18 protein-coding genes and 2 pseudogenes are annotated in these 19,894 nt (G+C 58.9%); 10 read left to right on the forward strand and 10 right to left on the reverse strand.

Annotated features, from left to right (window positions below; translation table 11 throughout):
* Positions 1-72: 72 nt before the first annotated feature.
* Positions 73-555 carry an Lrp/AsnC family transcriptional regulator gene (locus ACE10Z_RS33830; protein WP_375784666.1) on the forward strand — a complete coding sequence of 161 codons (483 nt, stop codon included), beginning with the start codon at positions 73-75 and terminating at the stop codon, positions 553-555.
* 26 nt (positions 556-581) lie between these two features.
* On the opposite strand, the gene ACE10Z_RS33835 is transcribed toward ACE10Z_RS33830, so the two are convergent.
* Positions 582-1,802: a diaminopropionate ammonia-lyase gene (locus ACE10Z_RS33835; RefSeq protein ID WP_375784667.1), complete on the reverse strand. Its 1,221-nt coding sequence runs from the start codon at positions 1,800-1,802 to the stop codon at positions 582-584.
* A gap of 238 nt (positions 1,803-2,040) precedes the next feature.
* Here ACE10Z_RS33835 and ACE10Z_RS33840 point away from each other — a divergent pair, with 238 nt between their 5' ends.
* The 4 genes and pseudogenes from ACE10Z_RS33840 to ACE10Z_RS33855 all read left to right on the forward strand — a co-directional run bounded on the left by ACE10Z_RS33840 (position 2,041) and on the right by ACE10Z_RS33855 (position 6,134).
* Positions 2,041-3,258 carry an aminotransferase class V-fold PLP-dependent enzyme gene (locus ACE10Z_RS33840; RefSeq protein WP_375789981.1) on the forward strand — a complete coding sequence of 406 codons (1,218 nt, stop codon included), beginning with the start codon at positions 2,041-2,043 and terminating at the stop codon, positions 3,256-3,258.
* Positions 3,259-3,442: 184 nt separating this feature from the next.
* Positions 3,443-3,670 (forward strand): annotated as a pseudogene (locus tag ACE10Z_RS33845) (IS481 family transposase); the annotation flags it as partial.
* A gap of 542 nt (positions 3,671-4,212) precedes the next feature.
* Complete coding sequence (locus ACE10Z_RS33850) at positions 4,213-5,832, forward strand: outer membrane beta-barrel protein (RefSeq protein WP_375784668.1); 1,620 nt, start codon at positions 4,213-4,215, stop codon at positions 5,830-5,832.
* Between the two features lie 161 nt (positions 5,833-5,993).
* Positions 5,994-6,134, forward strand: coding sequence for a hypothetical protein (locus ACE10Z_RS33855; RefSeq protein ID WP_375784669.1), 141 nt, complete (start codon positions 5,994-5,996; stop codon positions 6,132-6,134).
* Between the two features lie 238 nt (positions 6,135-6,372).
* Here the strand turns inward: ACE10Z_RS33855 and ACE10Z_RS33860 are convergent, their stop codons facing one another.
* The 5 genes from ACE10Z_RS33860 to ACE10Z_RS33880 form a co-directional block, all read right to left on the reverse strand.
* A complete protein-coding gene (locus ACE10Z_RS33860; RefSeq protein WP_375784670.1) occupies positions 6,373-6,750 on the reverse strand; it encodes a TIGR02301 family protein in 378 nt (125 codons plus the stop codon).
* Positions 6,751-7,349: 599 nt separating this feature from the next.
* Positions 7,350-7,664 (reverse strand): molybdopterin cofactor-binding domain-containing protein, encoded by a 315-nt coding sequence (locus ACE10Z_RS33865; protein ID WP_375789982.1) that lies wholly within the window; start codon positions 7,662-7,664, stop codon positions 7,350-7,352.
* A 586-nt stretch (positions 7,665-8,250) separates the two neighbouring features.
* Positions 8,251-9,645, reverse strand: a complete 1,395-nt coding sequence (locus ACE10Z_RS33870) for an MFS transporter (protein ID WP_375784671.1) — start codon at positions 9,643-9,645, stop codon at positions 8,251-8,253.
* A 112-nt stretch (positions 9,646-9,757) separates the two neighbouring features.
* Positions 9,758-10,960: a CaiB/BaiF CoA transferase family protein gene (locus ACE10Z_RS33875; protein WP_375784672.1), complete on the reverse strand. Its 1,203-nt coding sequence runs from the start codon at positions 10,958-10,960 to the stop codon at positions 9,758-9,760.
* Positions 10,950-11,918 carry a hydroxymethylglutaryl-CoA lyase gene (locus ACE10Z_RS33880; RefSeq protein WP_375784673.1) on the reverse strand — a complete coding sequence of 323 codons (969 nt, stop codon included), beginning with the start codon at positions 11,916-11,918 and terminating at the stop codon, positions 10,950-10,952. Before ACE10Z_RS33880 ends, ACE10Z_RS33875 begins: the two co-directional genes overlap by 11 nt.
* A gap of 132 nt (positions 11,919-12,050) precedes the next feature.
* Between ACE10Z_RS33880 and ACE10Z_RS33885 the strand changes: the two genes are divergently transcribed.
* The 3 genes from ACE10Z_RS33885 to ACE10Z_RS33895 are packed head-to-tail and all read left to right on the forward strand — an operon-like array spanning position 12,051 to position 12,943.
* Positions 12,051-12,248 carry a LysR family transcriptional regulator gene (locus ACE10Z_RS33885; protein ID WP_375784674.1) on the forward strand — a complete coding sequence of 66 codons (198 nt, stop codon included), beginning with the start codon at positions 12,051-12,053 and terminating at the stop codon, positions 12,246-12,248.
* The gene (locus tag ACE10Z_RS33890) at positions 12,220-12,588 is read left to right on the forward strand and encodes a hypothetical protein (RefSeq protein WP_375784675.1); all 369 of its coding nucleotides are present in this window, start codon (positions 12,220-12,222) and stop codon (positions 12,586-12,588) included. The genes ACE10Z_RS33885 and ACE10Z_RS33890 overlap by 29 nt, the downstream gene beginning before the upstream one ends.
* Positions 12,518-12,943, forward strand: coding sequence for a LysR family substrate-binding domain-containing protein (locus tag ACE10Z_RS33895; RefSeq protein ID WP_375784676.1), 426 nt, complete (start codon positions 12,518-12,520; stop codon positions 12,941-12,943). Before ACE10Z_RS33890 ends, ACE10Z_RS33895 begins: the two co-directional genes overlap by 71 nt.
* Before the next feature lie 684 nt (positions 12,944-13,627).
* On the opposite strand, the pseudogene ACE10Z_RS33900 reads toward ACE10Z_RS33895, so the two are convergent.
* Positions 13,628-13,838, reverse strand: a pseudogene (locus ACE10Z_RS33900) (GMC oxidoreductase); the annotation flags it as partial.
* A 330-nt stretch (positions 13,839-14,168) separates the two neighbouring features.
* Here ACE10Z_RS33900 and ACE10Z_RS33905 point away from each other — a divergent pair.
* Together ACE10Z_RS33905 and ACE10Z_RS33910 are read left to right on the forward strand one after the other, a co-directional pair.
* Entirely contained in the window at positions 14,169-14,873 is a 705-nt protein-coding gene (locus tag ACE10Z_RS33905; protein WP_375784677.1) for an HAD family hydrolase, read from the forward strand.
* 257 nt (positions 14,874-15,130) lie between these two features.
* Entirely contained in the window at positions 15,131-16,060 is a 930-nt protein-coding gene (locus tag ACE10Z_RS33910) for a TauD/TfdA dioxygenase family protein (RefSeq protein WP_375784678.1), read from the forward strand.
* A 265-nt stretch (positions 16,061-16,325) separates the two neighbouring features.
* Here the strand turns inward: ACE10Z_RS33910 and ACE10Z_RS33915 are convergent, their stop codons facing one another.
* Genes ACE10Z_RS33915 through ACE10Z_RS33925 form a run of 3 tightly spaced genes read right to left on the reverse strand, consistent with a single transcriptional unit; the run spans position 16,326 to position 19,815 of the window.
* Complete coding sequence (locus ACE10Z_RS33915; RefSeq protein ID WP_375784679.1) at positions 16,326-17,663, reverse strand: glutamine synthetase family protein; 1,338 nt, start codon at positions 17,661-17,663, stop codon at positions 16,326-16,328.
* The gene (locus tag ACE10Z_RS33920; protein WP_375784680.1) at positions 17,663-18,949 is read right to left on the reverse strand and encodes an ATP-grasp domain-containing protein; all 1,287 of its coding nucleotides are present in this window, start codon (positions 18,947-18,949) and stop codon (positions 17,663-17,665) included. Before ACE10Z_RS33920 ends, ACE10Z_RS33915 begins: the two co-directional genes overlap by 1 nt.
* Positions 18,946-19,815 (reverse strand): EamA family transporter, encoded by an 870-nt coding sequence (locus ACE10Z_RS33925; protein ID WP_375784681.1) that lies wholly within the window; start codon positions 19,813-19,815, stop codon positions 18,946-18,948. Before ACE10Z_RS33925 ends, ACE10Z_RS33920 begins: the two co-directional genes overlap by 4 nt.
* Between the last annotated feature and the right edge of the window lie 79 nt (positions 19,816-19,894).

Below are 19,894 nucleotides of genomic sequence, written 5' to 3' on the forward strand. Positions count from 1 at the left end.
ACGTGCCGGTGGCGGAATTCGCCGTTTTTTGCTCTTGCGTGCCGGATAATTGCAATCTTCAGGGAAATCCGGATGGCCATCACGCGTGCGGATCTCGATCGCCTCGATCTCAAGTTGCTGATGTTGCTCCAGGAGAACAATCAGCAGACCTCGGAAGAGCTTGGGGAGCGTGTAGGCCTGTCACCGACGTCCTGCCTGCGTCGACTGCGGCGGCTACGCGAGAGCGGCGCGATCATGTCTGATGTTTCGATCGTAGCTCCGTCGGTCACGGGAAAGCGGGTGACTTCGATTGTGCTCGTCGCTCTCGAACAGGAACACCTCCCTCTTCTCGACACCTTCAAGAACCGAATGAGCGCGTATCCCGAAGTCACGCAATGTTATTACGTGACCGGGGCAGCTGATTTCATTCTGGTCGTCAATACGGATTCGATGGAAGAGTATGGAGCTTTCACCGAAAGGGCATTTTTCCCTGACAAGAATATTAAGTCGTTCACGACCTTCGTGGCGATGCAGACAGTCAAGTTCACGACGCGCATCAATCTCGACGTTTCCTGAGCGACGCGCTCGCTCCTTGCGGCTGCTTAACGGCTTCCACTCCAGACTGATAGGTCCGTGGGGCCTTCGGTCGCGAACAGCAGGACTTTCGCAGACTGATCCAGGCCGAGCTGATCTCGGCGATCATCCGCCGCCTTGACGAGACCGGCCAATCCCGCCGCTCCCGACTCGCCGACCCGAAGAGGTGCGTCCCCCGATATTCCCGCGTTGAGCAGACGGACCGCATCGCTGGCTTGTTCGTCTGTGACTGTCAGGAAGCCTGTGGCCAAGGCATCGATAATCGGCCAGACGAGCAGCGACGGGCTTTGACACTCGAGCATAGCCATGTTCGTAGCAGGCCCCGGCGGAAGGCGTATCGGCCTTTCCGCGCGGGCGCTCTCGTAGAGGCATGCCGATAGTTCGGGCTCCACGATCCAGAGATGGGTATCGGGTCCGAACAAACCTCGTGCCCAGCCATGGCCGAACACGCTTGCGGCAAGGCCTCCTACACCGGCCTGCACCAGAACATGCGTAAACGGCTTTGACTGTTCCGTCGTTGCTGAAACAATTTCGTCGATCAGGATTGCATACCCCTGGACGACAAGCGTACAAGCAGTGTCGTCCTCCCCGGGGCCAACTGTATCCGGAACAGCAATCCAACCGTCCTGCGAGGCAGCATCGGCCGCAGCCTCGACGGAGTCGTGATAGTCTCCGGCCACACGCACGATCGCAGCGCCGAGCCGCGAGATATGAGCGGCTCGCTCGTCGCTCACGCCCCCATGGAGATACACGACAGCCCGCGCTCCAATGAGCCTCGCTCCGGCCGACACCGAACGGCCATGATTGCCGTCCGAAGCGCAAGAGAATGTGAGCTCCGTAAGCATAGATCGCACGCGAGGCTCGAACAACTCAGCAGGCAGAATCGTGCGTCCCATCCGTCTCTCAACGTGTTTCATAGCGAGCTTCAGCACTGCGTAGGCTCCGCCGAGCCCCTTGAAGCTGCCTATGCCCAGTCGCTGGGTCTCGTCCTTGATCCAGATTTCGCCAAGGCCCAGCCTTTCGGCGGTACGCGGCAGACAAATCAGGTTGGTCGGAGCATACCGCGGGCAGGCTTGAAGGAGGCGGAGAGGCTCATCTCCTGCGTTTCGGTCGCACCACCAAGGAGCCTGTATCGGGCCGGATGACCGATTGCGCAGCAGAACGGGCCAATGATTGGCGAGCGTCTCCGGCGAGGTCTCTGCGGGCTTCAAAGGGAGTACCAAGGTCATCCTCCTGGCAAGCAAATACGATCATCTCGGATTCCACTTTGCCAACCCGCGAAGCCGTTTAGTGCAAACTTGGACGCAATCGCCGACAGAATTCTGCATTGTTGGCTCCAAAACGACCAGTTTGGGCGTTACCGCCAAGTCATTTTCTGGAGATGTTCCGATCGAGGGCCGATAGCAGGTGTCTGGCTATCAGTCATCCTACCGCATGCAAGGAAGGCGACCACTGGTGCAGGACAATCTGGAGCAAACGACAAGCTCGACCGCGGATCTTTCGGATGCCGAGGTCGAACAATTACGAGAGGACACCCCAGGTGTCGCACATCGAGTCCATTTCAATAATGCTGGCGCTGCATTGATGCCTAATCCTGTTATCCGAGGCATGGTCGAATACATCCAGCGCGAAGCAGAAATTGGCGGCTACGAGGCGAGCGCCGAAAGCACGGCGCGCCTGGAAGGCGTGTACGACAGTATCGCCCGCCTTGTCGGCTCAAAGCGGGAAGAAATCGCGCTGGCCGAGAACGCCACTCTGGCATGGCAGCGCGCCTTCTATTCGCTGCGCTTTGGTCCGGGAGACCGAATTCTCACCACCTCCGCCGAGTTTGCGGCAAACTATGTCGCGTTCTTGCAGGTCGCGCGCCGCACCGGCGCACGGGTCGAGGTCATACCCGACGACGCGAATCAGGTTCTCGACCCGCAGGCGCTCGAGCGCATGATCGATTCGCGGGTACGACTCATCGCCATCACATGGATACCAACGAACGGCGGCTTGGTGAATCCGGCTGAAGCTGTTGGTCAAATCGCGCGCGCTCATGGCGTTCCCTACCTGCTGGATGCATGCCAGGCGGTTGGACAGATGCCGGTGGATGTTCGTGCACTTGGTTGCGACATGCTTACGGCAACAGGCCGGAAGTTCTTGCGTGGTCCGCGCGGGACGGGCTTCTTGTACATCCGAGACGATTTCCTGAAAGACGTCGAACCTGCCATGATTGACCTGTTCGGAGCGCCCTGGGTTGGACCGCAGCGCTACGAACTTAGAACCGACGCACGGCGATTCGAGACGTGGGAAGCAAACTATGCAGCGCGCCTTGGACTCGGGATAGCTGTCGACTACGCGCTTTCAATCGGCATCGAGAGAATCGAACGACGTTGCCGTAAGCTTGCGAATGAATTGCGAGCCTCACTCGGCGCAATCCCTGGAGTTTCGATTCACGATCTCGGAAAACGTCCCGCTTCAATCGTGTCGTTCACGCTTCGCGCGATGAGCGCACGCGAGGTCATGCGGCACCTCGCAACACAGAAGATCAACGTATCAGTCTCGCCACCAACAAGTACGCCGTTGGACGCAACGCGCAGAAGCCTCTCCGACGTCGTGCGCGCATCGCCGCACTACTACAATACGCTGGAGGAGGTTCGCGGTCTCGCGTCAGCAGTGAAGAAAATAGCCGCGTACTCATAGACTGCAAGCGGCACTGATTGGTCTGACGGTCGCCAGGATGACCTGGCCGCCAGACGCTTCGATCGTCAAGGTTCGGTTGCCTTAGACACAGATTCAGCACGCTCCAGGATGCCTCGGCGTACGCGCTTGTTTAGTCCCCAGGCTTTGATGGTGCATTCTTGTCGCACGATTTGAAGGATGCGCTATGGGACAAGTTTTACACGGCTGCGCCACCACGACGGAGGCAGTCCGTCGAGCAATACAAAATAGTCAAGAGAGCCTGAGAGCACTCGCCAAGCGCTACAGTATCAATCAAAAGACTGTCGCGAAGCGGAAGCAGCGCGACACCGTCGCCGATCGTTCGACAGGCCCCAAGGAAGCCAACTCGACCATTTCGCCGTCAAGAGAGGACTGCCACACCGCGGTTCCTCTTATTGCACGTAGAGGGAGCCATTGTCTTGCGCGGAGGCGGCTTTCTTCGCAAGCGCCAAAATCTTGAGCTTGGCTCCTGCTGCCCGGCATCAACATCAACACAAGTCCACCTGATTGTGCGCCGATTGAGCAGGTCCGGTTTAGAAGGTTCGCCCATCGGGGCGTGCTCCGCCCATTCATCGTGCATTGAGAGACTGTCGAAGGTTTCTATTGTCAGCCTTGAGACCACTGTCAGGAAGTTGACACGACACACTCTTAGGAACTTCCTGCAAAATATACGAATTCAGTTCGGCACGCGGTTTGCTTCGTTCAGAACTCCATCACTAATCGCGGTGCGGTGATCTTCGGGACGGACCCGGCGCGGGTTGCCGCAGTGTCTGCGTCTGCCCCGGACGATTTGCCGTGCGGCGATAACTTAAGGAGCCACGTTGTGGACCGGGAAAGGCAAGGCAATCTTTGATGCGATCTAGAGTTCTTTTTTGGAGTGCCACGACAATTGCACTCGTCGCAAACGGTGCAGCCAAGGCGTACCTTGAGCCAGAAGTGAGACTGCCACTGGCGGTGTGGAGCTGGTCGGGCGGCTATATTGGCGGGCACGTCGGCGGTGGGCACGGCCAAACCTCCTTCAGCAATCCCCACGGTCCATCAATCTATGGCGGCATGGTCGATACGCCGGCGTTCCTTGCAGGTGGCCAGATCGGCTACAATTGGCAGAACAACAGCTGGGTGTTTGGTCTCGAACTCGACGCCAGCGGTGTTGTCTCCGAGGGCACAAACACTTGCCTCGCCGCCTCCGGCTTCGTTGTCAGCGCAAACTGCAAGGCAGGTCCCAACCTCTTTGCCACCGGGACTGCCCGCGTTGGTTACGCTTTTGGCGCACTCGGCCACACACTGGCCTATTTCAAGGGAGGCGTAGCCTGGCAAAACAATCAAGGCGACGTCATCAACAACAACGAATATAACGGCGCTTACGCCCAGGAGAAAACTCATTTCGACTATGGTCGAGTCGGTAGCGTCGTCGGGTTGGGCGTCGAGCAAGCACTTACGCCTGCATGGTCGATCAACGTCGAGTATGATTATCTTCATTTTGGCGGGCCGAGTGTCGCGACCCCTTCGACAGTGCAGTATCCACCGTTTGCAATTGTGCCGGCGAACACAACCAACCTGTCCAGCAGCCATCACATCGGAAAGCTTGGCCTGAACTACCATTTTGACGCCGACCCGCAGGCCGCGCAATGGTCCGATACGTCGCTGTACGGGAAGGCCCATGCCGGCGTGTCGCCCATTCGCTACGCGGACGGTTGGTCGTTCGAAGGTGGATCGCGGCTCTGGCTCAGCCGGGGAAGATTCCAATGGGAACACAGTGCTGTGCCCTATGGCGGGATTGAAGAGCCAAGCGTGCTGATATCACGACTCACATATCACGGACTGGACGGACTTTCGGGGGAGTTGTTCGGCCGTCTTGACAGCCCCTGGGGGGTGTTTCTGAAGAGCACACTTGGCGTCGGGCGCTTCAACAAAGGACATATGAATGATGAAGATTGGGGAATTGACAAACAATTCTCGTACCTCAATACCCTTTCAAGCCAGCCAAACGGAAGGTTCTCTTATTACACGGCCGACGTCGGTTACGATCTCCTGCGCGGTACCGACTACAAGGTCGGCGGATTTATAGGCTGGACCTACTATGGCCAGAGCTCGGACTCGACCGGATGCATGCAGATGGCTAACCCCCTGTCTCCATGTCTTGCGCCGGGTGACAACAGGGTCATAGGCAGCGAGGATACTCAATGGAATGCGCCTCGGATCGGCCTGAGCGCCGAAACCATGCTGACCGAGCGTTGGCGCGTGAGCGCTGATATCGCTTACCTGCCTTGGACCGATTTCAAGGGACGTGACTATCACCTCTTGCGCAAATTCACCACGTTTACCGAACAACGCGGCAGCGGTGGCGGCGGCGTCCAACTTGAAGGTGTGTTGTCCTACTTCATCACCGACAGCATCAGCGTCGGCGTCGGTGGCCGCTATTGGGCCATGTGGACCGAAGCGCAGAGCGAAGGCACCAGGTGCTACAACCGCGGCTGCGCCGGTCAGCCGTCATTTGCGAAGTACAGCATGGATCGCTGGGGCACGTTCTTTCAGGCCTCTTATAAGCTCAATTGAAGGCCTCACCGCTCCACGCTGTTAGATGCCGTCCTGAAGCTTGCTGATGAACACCAACGTCGGTGCCAATTCGGCGCCGACGCCTTGGTGTGTCGCGATTAAGCCTCTACAAGGGTTGATCCGGTTGCGGGACAACAGCATAGACAAGGCAAGCGCAACTCTTGCGCGCGCACCAGAGCCTGATGGACGTTGCGGGCGAGGCCCCGAGACTCGCTGCCGTGCTCAACCATTCCGCCGTCAACATCGCCAATGCGCTGGGGCCGGGGCTTGACGGAATGGCGGTTGCTGCCGGCTACGGCTGAACTCGGCGGGATGCCGACCCGCGAGATTGCGCGGCGGGGGATGCTCGAGCAGATACCTGGACGATGGTGCCGGCGCCAGACTTGAACGGGCTACCTTCGCGTTGCGCTGCGCCACGCCTAAGTGGGCCGCTCAACCTCAATTCGGTCCCTACCAAGACCGCAATTCATCACCTGTAATGTATTGGTTACGACGGCAATCTGCCGGCAGCTCCCGGCGAGGTCAAAGAAGATCGCGCGGTCAGTTGGCGTAGCGAGCCGTCAGGTCGCGCGAGATCTTCAAGCCTTCCTCGATGTTGCGGCTGATCGCTATGATGGCTGCGGGCGTGCAGGTCCGGTAAGTCTGCTCGAAGCCTTGGTAGCCGCGGTTAAAGCCTGCGACCATGCGGGCGCGGCGGGCGCCAGACGGGGTTTCGGCATCGACCAGCGCCTGCATCTCATTGCGCCATTTGGCGCCCTCGTTGGAGCCGCAGATGCCGCGCAGATAGTGCAGCGCGCCGAGGATCTCGGCCAGCCGTTGCAGGTCGCCGTCGAACGGGGCAGCCGCGTCCTGCGCCCGGGCGGGCGTCGCAAGGCCTGCCGACATCAGAATCACAACGGCGAGAAAGGCTTTGATCATCGGAGGTCCGGAAACGGCATGGTATGCCCCTTCAATGCACCCGAGGCAAGGCGGACGAGTCGCCAAGACCGGCCTCAAACCAGCCGCCGGGCCGCAGCAATCACCTTGTGCAGGCCGTCGGTCACGTTGAATCGCCGATCTCCTTCAGGGCCAGCCATTTGAAATGGTCGTGCTCCAGCGGGCCACGCAGAGGATATCGATCCGTAACCCGGTCTGTTCGTCGATCTTTCGCTGCAGGCGGTGTGCAGCGTCTCAGCGAACTTGACCCGGACCGCTTGGCAGCGAATAGAAACCCTTTCCGGACGCGCGGGCGCAAGGGACCAGCACCTAGCCGTCGCGAAAATCGCGCCCCAGATTGCCCGCGGTCAGAGACGGACAAAAGCCGACGACAGGGCCTGGCGGCGCTTTGATCCCCCGCTAAAGGCCGCCCAGCGCGCGATCTACACACGCGTCTGGGCGGTTCGGACTTGCTCGGTAACGTTCGAAGCGCTACTGGCTCGCGGTCGCTTCACCAATTAGCCCGCGCAGCTTCGCCGGCGTCAATGGCAAGAAGTCCGCCCTGACTCCGAAAGGCTTCAGCGCATCCTCGATTGCGCTGGCTATGGCGGGCGGAGCGCCCATTCTGCCACCTCGCCACCGCCCTTGATCCCATATTCAGTAAAAGGAGACGGCGTTACGACGTGGCCAACCCGGACATTCGGTGGCAATTCATTGATACTGAGCAGGATATAGTCGGCGAAGTTTGCGTTCAGTAGCTGGCCATCGTCGGCATACTTGTACTCTTCAGAGATTGCTGAACCGATGCCCTGCGCTGTACCGCCCCGAACACGGCCTGCGAGTGTCATCGGGTTTACAATCGTGCCGCAATCATGAACAGCGACATAATCGAGAAACTTGACCTTGCCGGTCTCAATCTCAACCGTGGATCGTCGGGTGTTTCGCTGAGGACCGCGTCCGACTCGCCGTCCAGCAGCATCTGAAGGATCGTTCGTCCTGCGACAGTTCGCGTGCCACCCTCATGATATTCGGCGACGTGGGGTCCTCGAACGTGCCCCACTCGACGCGATCAAGCTCGACACCGTAATCGTCGGCCAGCTTGCCGCGCACCTAAATGCCGGTCGTCGTCATCAGCGACCGCACCGCCATGCGCTTGCCGGCCAGATCCCCCGGCCCGAGCCGGCCGCGCTCGGCATTGTACAACGCGCGCGCGCAGGGGAAACCTACCGGTCATTGTTGCCGGCAGGAGCACCAGCGGCTCGTCGCAATTCCGGAGGGATGAGATAGCTGCCGATCGCGAGCTCGGAGACGTCGAGCGCGGCTCCCTGACCGTCGGTTTGAACCCATCGATGACCGAAGCGTAGCGGACGAATCGAGCGTCATTCGATCCGAGGCAAGCGCTCCGCTCTTCACGGCGCCGGTTCCGGGTTAGTCGCCCAGAAGCATCCGCAGCCTGTTCGGTGCATTCGTCATCTTCGCATCAGTCCGATCATGTTGCTCCAGCTAGGCGGAAACCGCCTCGAGCTTCAGTCCGTTGGTGCGCGGTCCGAACACGCCGATCGTCACAACGACGATCGCCATGGCCCCCGCGATCAGGGTGAATACGCCGGTCACACCGTAATCGCGGAGGCAGAACGCGATCAGGAAACCCGAAAACATCGCACCGACGCGGCTAACCGAATAGACGGCACCAATGGCGCGGCTGCGCATACGCGTGGGGAAGAGCTCCGCTTGATAGGCGCGATAGGAAAATGTGAGACAGTTGCTGGCCAAGGCCAGGGCAGCGCCCAGGGCCACGATGAGAGCGGCGTCCTCTTGCCTGGAGAAGATGATTCCAATGACCGCGATCGCTGAGGCAGATCCCACTACGATCCACTTTCGTTCGATTCGCTCGGCGAAGGACATCGACAGCATCGGACCGATGGGGTTGGCAATCGCGATGACGAAGGAGTAGAGTAGACTCTGCGTGACGTTAATGCCCTTGGCAATGAGGAGCGTCGGAACCCAACTTGCAAACCCGTAGTAACCGATCGACTGAAAGAAGTTGAACACCAGCATCATGATGGTTCGCCCCCGATATCGGGATTGCAACAGCTCGGCAAAACTCGCGTTCTGCTCTTGGGCCACGGGAGGGTAAGGCTGCGGCTCGGCTAAAGGCGCGCCGGTCTGCGCCACGATCTCGTACTCAAGCCGGGAAATGATCGCATCCGCCTCGCCGATGCGGCCCCTCTGCGCCAGCCATCGCGGACTTTCCGGCAGGCCGAGCCGGATGAACCAGACGGCCGTCGCGCCCAGGCACCCGATCCAGATCACCCAGCGCCATCCGTCAAAGCCAAGGGGAGCCGTCGGCACGAAATACCAAGCGACCAGCGCAACCGTCGGGACCGCGGAGAACTGTATCGCCTGGAGGAAGGCAAACGACTTTCCGCGCGAATTCGCCGGCACGAGCTCGGTGGTATAGGAGTCGATCGTCACGATCTCCGCGCCTGCACCAATGCCGGCTAGAAACCGAAAGAAGATGATCCACTCCGCGCTGTGTTGACAGGCCAACAAGGCGGCTGCGGCCGTATACCAGAGCAGCGCGCCAGTGAAGACGACCCGCCGCCCGAAGCGATCGGCCAATTGGCCGAACACGAGCGTTCCGACGAACAGGCCGGCAAACATGGCAGCCACAAAAGCCCCCAGTCCGGCGAAGCTGAAGAAATTCACGGTCGAGGTCGTGAAAGTTCCGCTTCTGACGAGCCCCGGTCCGATGTAGGCGGTGAAGAAGACGTCGTAGATCTCGAACCAGGCGCCAAGGGCGACCATCAAAACGAGCTTCCAGATCGGCCAGCTCATCGGAAGACGGTCAAGGCGCGCATTGATCATGGCCGCAGCCGATGCGTTATCGGTGTCCACCGCTCCCGCTCCGCTGCCATCCGGGAGTGCGACGGTCGTTCGTGTCGCCGGCCCATGCATGGCTTGATTTCCCCTCTGCTTCGATTTGATTTTCTTGTTCGGCACGCACGACCTACGGCGTGGCGGCGATGACCCGTTCGCGTGCCAGCCTCTCGACCTCGCGCCGGTCGAAGCCAGCGCCGTCCAAAATCTCGTCTGTATGCTCGCCCAGACGCGGCGGTTGGCGGGTCAGCCCCGGCCGCTCGCGTTTCGCGCCGAATTCGACGGGCATGGCGGGAAGCCGCGTCATCTCGATTGCGCCTTCGGCGGTGCGGATCGCTACGTCAATCAAGCCACCATGACTGGCGAGATGCGGATCGTTGAACAGGTCCGTCGGCTTGCCAACCGCCGCCCATGAGACGGCCGCGCGTTCGCAACGTTCGGCAATCACCGCCTTCGAAAACGGGACAAGCGCTTCCTGCACGGCAGGGATGAGCCAGCTTCGATGGCTCGCCCGCATGACATTGGTGGCGAGATCCGGATTGCCGCCGAGGGCGGCGAGCCCAAATTCCTCGGTGAACCGGATCCATTGCTTGTCGCTGGTGACGCCAATGAATACCTGATCGTCGCTCGTGTTGAAGACGTCGTAGATCGCCCAGGCATGCCGGCGCTCCGGCATGGGCCTTGGCGGGTATCCACTCGCGACCGCGCCCGCCATGTGTGTGACCATGAAGAACGCCGCGCTCTCGAATAATGCGCTGCTGATCCGCTGGCCTCGCCCGGTCGCGTCGCGCTCGCGAAGCGCTGCGAGTGCGGCCGTGACGCCGAAGATTGCGCCTGTGATATCGTTGACAGAAGCGCCCGCGCGCAATGGCCGCCCCGCGGGGCCTGTCATATAGGCAAGACCCGCCTGAAACTGCACGACTTCATCGAGCGCGGGCCTGTGCTCGTAGGGACCTGCGAGGAAGCCTTTGAGCGCCAGATAGATCAAACGTGGATTTATCGCTTCCAGATCAGCATAGCCGCACCCCAGCCGCTCCATCGTGCCTGGCGCGTAGTTCTCGAGGACGATATCGACGTCCTTCACCAGCCGATGGATAGTCGCGCGTCCCTCGGGATGCTTCAGGTTAATCGCGATACTGCGCTTGTTGCGATTGAAGCCGGCGAAGAAACCTGCTCCGAAGCCGGGCAAATGGCGCGTGTGGTCGCCGTCGGGCGCGGGCTCGACCTTGATCACGTCTGCCCCGAGATCGGCCAGTATCAAGCCGGCGCAGGGCCCCATGATCGTGTGGCTGAACTCGAGGACCTTCAGTCCCGTCAGTGGTTTAGCGGACACCTGACGCCTTCCTCCGAAATGAATTGAGGCCTCCGGCGTGGAGAAGCTCGCTCGGCAGCTGGTGGCCGACGACCTCTTCCGCCATCCGACCGACTTCGATCAGCGCATCGAGGTCGACGCCCGTACTGATCCCCATCTCCTCGCACAGCAGCACGAGCTCTTCCGTGCAGACGTTGCCGGCAGCGCCCTTATGTGCCGCGAATGGACAACCGCCCAGTCCGCCGACAGTCGAGTCGAATTTCGTCACTCCCATGCGCAGCCCCGCCATTGCGTTGGCGATCGCGAGCCCGCGGGTGTCGTGCAGATGCAACGTGATCCGCTGATGCGGCCACTTGCTTCGCACCTCACCGAGCAGCCTTTCGACGCGCAATGGCGTCGCCCAGCCCATCGTGTCCGACAGGGAAATGTTGTCGATTGCCACACCGCATTCGTCCGCAATGTCGAAGCCGTCCCGAAGGGTGGAGATGACCTGCGCCGGCGCGATATCGCCCTGGAAATTGCAGCCGAACGCCGCCATGACCCCGATCCGCCGAACCAAAACGTTTTTCGACAGATGGAGGCGCGTCTGCTTGCGCATCGCTTCCAGGTTTTCCGCGTGGCTGCGATGCAGGTTCTTGCGGGTGAACGCATCGGACGCCGACAGCGCAATGGAACCGCAAAGCGTCAGCTTGTCCGAATGCGCGAGGGCACGGTCGAGTCCCTTATCGTTGAACCAGAGCCCGACATAGTGGACACCGGCCGCCGGCCGAAAGGCAGCGACAACGTCATCCGCATCTGCCCATCCGGGCACGAGCCGAGGATTGACGAAGGAACAAACCTGGATGTGGCGAAGCCCGGTTTGCGCCAAAGCCTCGATGAGCCGAATCTTGTCCGCGGAGGCAATCGGTCCCGGTTCGATCTGAAAGCCTTCGCGTGGCCCCTCCTCCTGGATCTCCACTTCGTTTGGCAGGTCTGCCATCCATCCTCCCCCGGTGAAGCCGCGGCCGCGACTGCCTGTCAATTTCTGTGCCAGGCTTAGGATGGCGGCCGCGCTGTCATTTCGTCCAATACCGATTTGACGGCACCTGCCATATGATTTCTAAATATCAGGATGGATATCCGACAGCTTCGCTATTTCATCGCAGTCGCCAAGAAGCTGAATTTCACCAAGGCTGCACGCCGTCTCAACCTCAGCCAGCCTCCCCTCAGCCTCCAGATCAAGGTCCCCTCGAGCATGAGGTGGGCGCGCCGCTGTTTCTGCGTCAACGCCGGGGGGCGAATTGACCCAACCCGGACAGATCCTGCTTGAACAGCCGCGCCAGGCGCTTGCGCAGCTCGATCACGCGATGGGAACGGCGCAGTGGGCTGCGCGCGGAGAAGCGGGCCTGCTGCGCATCGGCTACACGGGGTCGGCCCCGATCCATGCGTCGTTCTCCAAGATCTGCCGCTTTTCGCAAGCCTATCCGGAGATAGGTCTCGAGCTGCTTCACGCCTCCACCAGCCAACAGGCTGAGATGCTGACCGTCGGCTCGATCTCGGAGTCCTGCGACCGTCTCCGGTATTTCCGCCCCCAACAACATGATCATTCGTCGGATCTGGCCCGACCCGCTGGAGCTCTTTGCGCCGAACGATCATCCCTTGCTGTGTAAGCGCGGGGCCATTGCCGTACGGGCGCTGGAGCCGCTACGTTTATTCTTTGCGAATGCCAGCCGCCGCGGCCTGAATGGTCACGTCGTACACTTTTGTAGCAGCGCAGGATTCACGCCCAACGTAGTCCAGGAAGCAGTAGACGGCGGCGCCATTCTGGGCCTCGTGGCTGCAGGTTTTGGGGTTGCCGTGCTGCCGAAATGCTACGGTCAAATCGTCGTACGCGATGTCGTGCAGCGCACGCTGAGCTCGGCGAAAGCAAAAAGCCATATTTGTCTTGCCTACAACCAGGATCGCACGTCCGATCAACTGATGCGATTTGTGGCAGTCGGATCAGGTTCGGCCACCGCGGACTAACGGCATCCAAATATCAGATAGACTCTATCTGGAGGTTAGGCTTGTTTCGCTGACGGCCCTACCTTTCCCTGATCCAGACCCCAACGCGGCGGGGGTCGCCAGCGCAGCGCATCAATCTACGGAAGCGGCAGTAAAGGCAGACATTCAATTCCTTGCAGTCCCGCGACACTTGGCTCTTTGCTCGTGTTAGCTCCGCCCTTACGCGTCGTGCAATTCTCAAAGCGTGGGTCCAACGCAATTACCTCTCATCAGGGACACTTCAGCGACATTGTCACGGTCGCGGGGCGGAGTCGGACGATATTTGTGTGGGGTGTCGGCGCTGAAGACGAGGAAGCACCACACAGTATGCACCTCAAGTCCGCTTCCGGGGCGAATTCGACAAGCAGTGCGATTATCCTCTCGCCAAGATTGGCCGCATGCTCGCGACTCGAAATGCGGGGCTGGCTGACGTCGCCACGCTCAGAATCTATCTGACCGACGTCCGCAACGTTGGCGACCTCCACAAATGCACCGATCGGCGATTCGCCGGCCAGTCCGGGCAGTTGGGCCACCAAGGGAAGATGTTTCTGTTCGCAACAGGTCCGGAGGTGATCCGGATCATTCGGCCGGCCATAACGCACGATCTCGCGCATTTCCGTGTCTTCTCTTCGTCCGCATGCTGGGACGCGTTTCACCACAATCGACCTACACGTCCGTTGCCGGCGTGAGTTTGCGGCCCCGGATCATGTCCGAAGCTTTTTCGGCGATCATGATGGTCGGCACATTGGTATTGCCGCCCGGCAATTCCGGCATGACCGAAGCGTCACGACCCGCAGTCCGTCGACGCCGTGAACCCTCAGTTCGGAACGACGACGGCCAGCCGATCGGTATCCATTCTGCAGGTGCCGACTGGATGCGAGCGATGCCCATCATCAATATATTGGCGCAATTCATTGGTGCCCCAATCCGGCGCCTGCATCGACTCCTGTCCACATTCTGACAGCGGCACAATGTCGTGTCAGGTCCAGTACATCGCTCAAAGGCACACCAAGATGCTTCCCAACGCTTGGCCGGCCTTATTGTATGCAAGCGGCGGTTGGCATGCTCATTGCTTCGATAAACATCAATCGAATAATAGAGGCACAAAGCAGCAATGCTTACCTGTCCAGCATAACGCCTCCGACAGCAGATCAGAAATCGCGTGGTCGACGCATTTTATCGCGCATCGCTTACCTAGGGTTCACCGATGAAATCCGCGATTGTCTTCGACTGGAATGGTACGCTGCTCGATGACGCTAGCGCGGTGTTGGAAGCGATCAATGCAGTTCTGAGCCGCTTCAGTCGCGCCGCTATCGATATGCATAGGTTTCGCGAAGAGTTCGAGCTTCCAATCTCCGCAATATTCCACAAACTCGACGTATCAGAAGACGAAGTCGACGCCGTGCTTGGCAAGGACAACGCCATCTTTCACGACACATACGAACCCCTGGCGAGTAGGACTGCTTTGCGCAAGGGCGCAAAACATCTCTTGCTTGCCGCACGTCGACAATCCATTCCAATCGTCATTCTTAGCAATCATATTGTTGAACCAATTCGCGTACAAACACGAAGACTCGGTATCGAGACTTACGTCACTACGATTTTGGCATTTGAGAGCCGCAAAAGCCAGTTTAGAAGCATGAGCAAGGAGGACAGGTTGCGTCAATATATGCAGGTCAATGATCTATCCCCCGCAAGAACCGTCATCGTCGGCGACATGGAAGTCGAGACCGAGATTGCACGCAATCTCGGACTTATCAGCGTGTCGATGACGGGCGGATTTGTTTCCGAAGCGCGCTTGCGGGCGGCGCAGCCAGATTACATCGTTCATGACCACCATCAGCTGGTGCCAATTTTGCAGAACCACGACCTTCTTTCGAAGGAATTGGGTGATCGCGAAGAGCGGCACTGAAGATCTCCCGCTTGCCCGTCATTGCAGTCCCTACCTCGATGATGTTGAAGGAGGACGTCGGCGCCGACTGCTTTGAGCATCCATGGAATCCTGAGATCAGTCCCGTGACGGCTCGCACCGAACTTTCCGATCCTTGACTGCTCATGTCGTAGATGGGCGTTGCAAGACGCGACCCCTTCGCCTGGCACGATGCTTGCTGAGGACTATTCACCGGCTGGGACGAGCAAGCAATCACGAGATTTGGAAAATAAGCCACGATGAGTGCAACGGCGTTGATCGATGATGCTATTCCGCGCAGCAACGTTGTGAAACGCGCAGCGCGCATCGGTGCAGAAATCAGAGATCTCAGGCTCACGGGCGATTTGCCGACCCAGACCATCGCTGCGATCATCAGCTTGTTACTCGAGCACAAGGTGATCTTCTTCCGTAACCAGGGCCATCTTGATGACGCCGAGCAGGAGCGCTTTGCAGCTCGCTTCGGAAAGCTCGTGCCCCATCCAATGCTCGGTGCCAGCAAAGGAACGGCGTCGCTCCTCGAGCTTGACTCCAGTCGCGGCGGCGGTCGCGCCGACATATGGCATGCGGATGGGACCTTCGCCGACGCCTACCCAAAGATTCTGGTTCTGCGAGCCGTTGTAATCCCACCGTTCGGTGGCGATACGCTGTGGTCGAATACGGCGGCAGCCTATCTGGATCTGCCGCCACCGCTACAACGGCTTGCCGACGAGCTTTGGGCCGTGCACAGCAACGTTTTCGATTACGCCGGAATGGCCCGCGTCCGTGAGGTGGACAAGAAACACTTTGAAGCGGTTTTCACCAGAACAATTTTCGAAACTGAGCATCCCGTCGTGCGCATCCACCCCGAGACAGACGAGCGGACGCTCGTGCTCGGCGCGTTGGTGCAGCGCTTTGTTGGCGTCCCCAAATACGACGGCCACAAGCTGTTCGACCTGTTCCAGTCTCACATCACCGCGCCCGAAAACACCGTGCGGTGGAACTGGATGGAGGGCGATATAGCGATATGGGACAACCGTGCGACACAGCATTATGCGGTCAACGACTACGGCGACGAGCATCGCGTCGTGCGTCGTGCCACCATCGATGGTGATGTGCCCGTCAGCGTCGACGGCCGCCGCAGTGTAACCCGCGTCAAGGTCGCCAAACAGCCGCTGATCGACGCTGGCTAGCTAGCTCTCGAAATCGAAGAATCGAGAAAAGTCTGGCGAGCAGAGCTGTTCTCGGGAGAGCGGTACACATTTCCCGACAGGATATCAGCACTCCCGAAAACCCCGGACGATAACCGCCCCAGTGACCCGCATACGGGCTGTGCCGATAATGAGTCTCGCATCGAACCCGCGGTAGCACCCGCCATCTGTTCGTTCAATTGATTACGACAGGATGATCGGTGCCATGCACCGTCGTCCGACTTGGTCCAGTGATCGATAACTCACGCTAGATAATCTCAAAGTAGCGCTGACGTTCAAAGTCGGTGACGTGATGCCGAACAGCTTCCCATTCCCAGCGGCGGGAGCAAGAGAAGGCTTCGACAAACCTCTCTCCAAACACATCGTTGGCCTTTGGAGATTGTGCAAACCGGTACGTCGCCTCTGACAAACTTTGAGGCAGCCCACCGAAGGGAAGGCCGCTTTCCTCGCTTGCATCGCCGACGATCGGAGCCGTTAAGCCGGCATTCTCTTCAAATCCCAGAATGCCCGAGCCAACGGCACATGACAGGCCAAGATATGGGTTCACATCTGCGCCGGCTAGCCTGTACTCGAGGCGATGCGCAGATGGCTCGCCCGGAATAACCCGCACGGCACAGGAGCGGTTGTCAACTCCCCAGCTTGGAGAGGTTGGAGCCCAACAGCCAGGAACCAATCTCTTATAGCTATTGAAATTCGGCGCAGCGAGCACACAGAAGTCATTCATATACTTCAGTTGTCCGCCAACAAATTGACGCATCATTGTTGAGATGTTGCGAACAGTGTCGCTGTCGTAAAACACATTCCGACCATCCGAGGACATCGAAATGTGAATATGTCCCGACTGGCCGGGCCATTTCTCGGAAACCTTGGCCATGAATGTGGCCATCATGCCTCGCGTCTGCGCCCACGCCTTTATCATCGACTTGAATATGATTGCGCGATCTGCTGCCTCCAGCGCATCACAATGAAGAAGTGACGCTTCGATGACGCCAGGTCCCGTTTCAAAGTGCAGGCCGCTAAGAGGTATCCTGGCCTTCTCACAAAGTACCGCGATCTCACCAAACAGCTCCTGGTGCGCGACCGAGCGCGCAATCGAGTAACCGAATGGACCGCGGGTTAAGGGAACCCATGTCGCAAAGGGCTTCTCTTCGATTGTGTCGGCGCTCTCCTTGAACAGCATAAATTCAAATTCGAACCCTGCAGTGCAGCTGAAGCCATGTTCAGCAGCCCTTCGCAGGACCTTACGCAGAACACCACGCGGGCAGAGGCTTTCGTGCGCTCCCGTAAATTCGGCGAGGTAGAGGCACAGATCCCCGCCATAAGACACAGCACGTCCGGTGCCTGACAGAATGCGCAGATCGGCGTCTCCGAACGCCGACAGAGGCTTTTGCGTGAAACTGGCTGGCGGCACTCGGTCCGAACAATCCCAGGCGAGCACCGCTTCAGAGAACTGGACAACTCTGTCCGCATTCGAGACATCTTCACTTAATACGTGCTTGCCTCGCAGGACGCCATCAAAGTCGCTCACGCCGATCATCGCCGCGCGGGCTGGATTTACGCCGGTCGGCCGGGAATCAGTTGTCATTAGTTGCGATCCTGCGTCACCAAATCGAACACTTGATCCATCCGCATCGCGCGCAATTTGCGATAGTCATCCTCAAGCTGGGTCAAGTCGTCATGCACGAGATAAACGATCCCCGGTGTCGACGCCAAGTCGATCGTCGGAACCAGCTTTTGACCTATCGGAACGAATGCAATGGCATCCGCGAAGCTCGGAAGCTTACGGATTGCCTCGAGTCCCGGATAACCGGCAACAACACCGCCCGTGTCGGAAATCAGCGAGACGCATAGTGCATGAGCCTGCCGCTTGTAAGCTCCGCGTCTCCTCATATACTCAGCAAAGCCTTTTGGATCTGCGTAGCGCCACGCCGTGAGCGTCATATGGTTGTGACCCAACGCCATTGTTCGTGCTTTAGCCGACATGCTACCTTGAAGCCTCGCTCCGAAGTCCACCAGAACCGGCCCCCGCTGATCGACGATGATCTCGGCATGAGCCGGACCGTCGACGATCTGAAGCGCCTGCAACGCACGCACCAAGTAGTCGGATAACTCGTGAACAATTGGCTCCCTGCCCCCCAACAAGCGCTCAAGCGAGCAGACCGATGACGCACCCTCAATAGGAACGGTGTCATAGGTCCAGACCTCCGTAACGAAGGCTTCACCGTCAATCGAGACGGCATTTACAGTGTATTGCTGGCCGCTTATTTTTTCCTGTCCAAGCGCAAACCGGTTCAACGCTCCGACACGATTCGTCTTCCCGACAATGATGCCTACAGCTCTCTGAATGTCGGCGTCAGTCGAGCAAAAGAACACATCCTCGGTACCCGTACTGTTCAGGGGCTTGACTACGATTTCGTCGAATCCCGCTTGATGCTTCCAGTTTGCGACCTCTCCAGCATTATCCGACACGACTTGGCTAATTGATCGCACGCCTGCAGAGGCCAGCGCGTCAGACAAACGCGCTTTGTCACGCCGAGCGGCTGACAGAGCGGTCCCATTTGAAGCTAACCCCAGCTGCTCCGACAAGGAGTCGGCGAGCTCAACGCCGGTCTCGCACCCTGCTATGACGAACTCCAGCTTCCTGCCACGGAGAGCCTGAAGATGAAATTCAGCGACCTCTTCATCAGTCATGCGCTCGCGCGGGCGAATGATTTCGTCATACAGATCTGCATTGAAATGCGATTGAAAGATGGGTGGAATCTGCGCGGCAGACATCACGTGCACCGTTCCAATTCCATAGCGCTTAAACTCGTCCGGCAAATATCGGCCGGTGGAGTATGCATCCACGATTACACAATTCCGTCCGTTCATGCGGATCTCCGATACTGCAGGTAGATATTGCTCACGGCGAGTGCCGTAATGAGAACATTTCCAACGAACGTATGTGACGAAGGCACGATGCGAGAATCGAAGAACTGGAACAGGAACGTGATGATCGGAGCCATGGACAGGACCATATTGACCGTGACGGGCTCTATGCGGCGAATGCCCTCCTGTATCAGGAGCAGTGGGACGATGATTGTCGATAGCCCGATCGCTGCGATCGCAAACCAATGCCGAGAGATCTCAGGCACGATAGAGAAATGGTCGACCAGCCCGAGCAGCAACAGGATCACTCCGTAAAAGCGATGCGCAAGCACCTGTCGGCCGGAAAATCCACGGTCGAACAGCAACTTGATGAGTATATTTGTAAGGGCCAGCGATAGGCCGGCCACGATTGCCAAGAAAAGACCAAAGGATGATCGAGCCCCCCACTCCACGCCCGCGTTGCCGCTTGCCGAGATCCACACCATGTAACTTCCCGTCGCTGCGATCAGAACGCTCACGACAATATCTGATCCTGGAGGGACGCCCTGCCGTCTGATCAGGGCGTTCAACCACACTGTTGCGGCCGGTCCTAACGCCACCATGAATGCGACAACGATCGCAGGTTCGGCGTATTTCAGTCCGATAAACAGCCCGATCCAGCTTATCGCGGTCACGAGATTGAGCGACACAAAGATCAGGAGCGATGACTTCGTTACTGTTGCGTCATTTCCCTCGTGACCAGCCAGGAGATTGAATGTCAGACACACCGCAGCAAAGGACAGCAGGAGAGCGAAGAATACATCCGCTTGCTGAAAATACGATGCCGCATAGACCTCACCGGCCGCACTCACGACGACATAAAGCGCCACAAAGAGAACTCCCAGAGCGAAGCGATTTGTCGATCGCCCGCTCTTGCTGTGCCTTTGGCGCGGTGCCGGGCGCTCCCAA

Origin of the sequence: Bradyrhizobium sp. Pha-3, from assembly GCF_042258615.1 — a bacterium.
GTDB lineage: Bacteria > Pseudomonadota > Alphaproteobacteria > Rhizobiales > Xanthobacteraceae > Bradyrhizobium.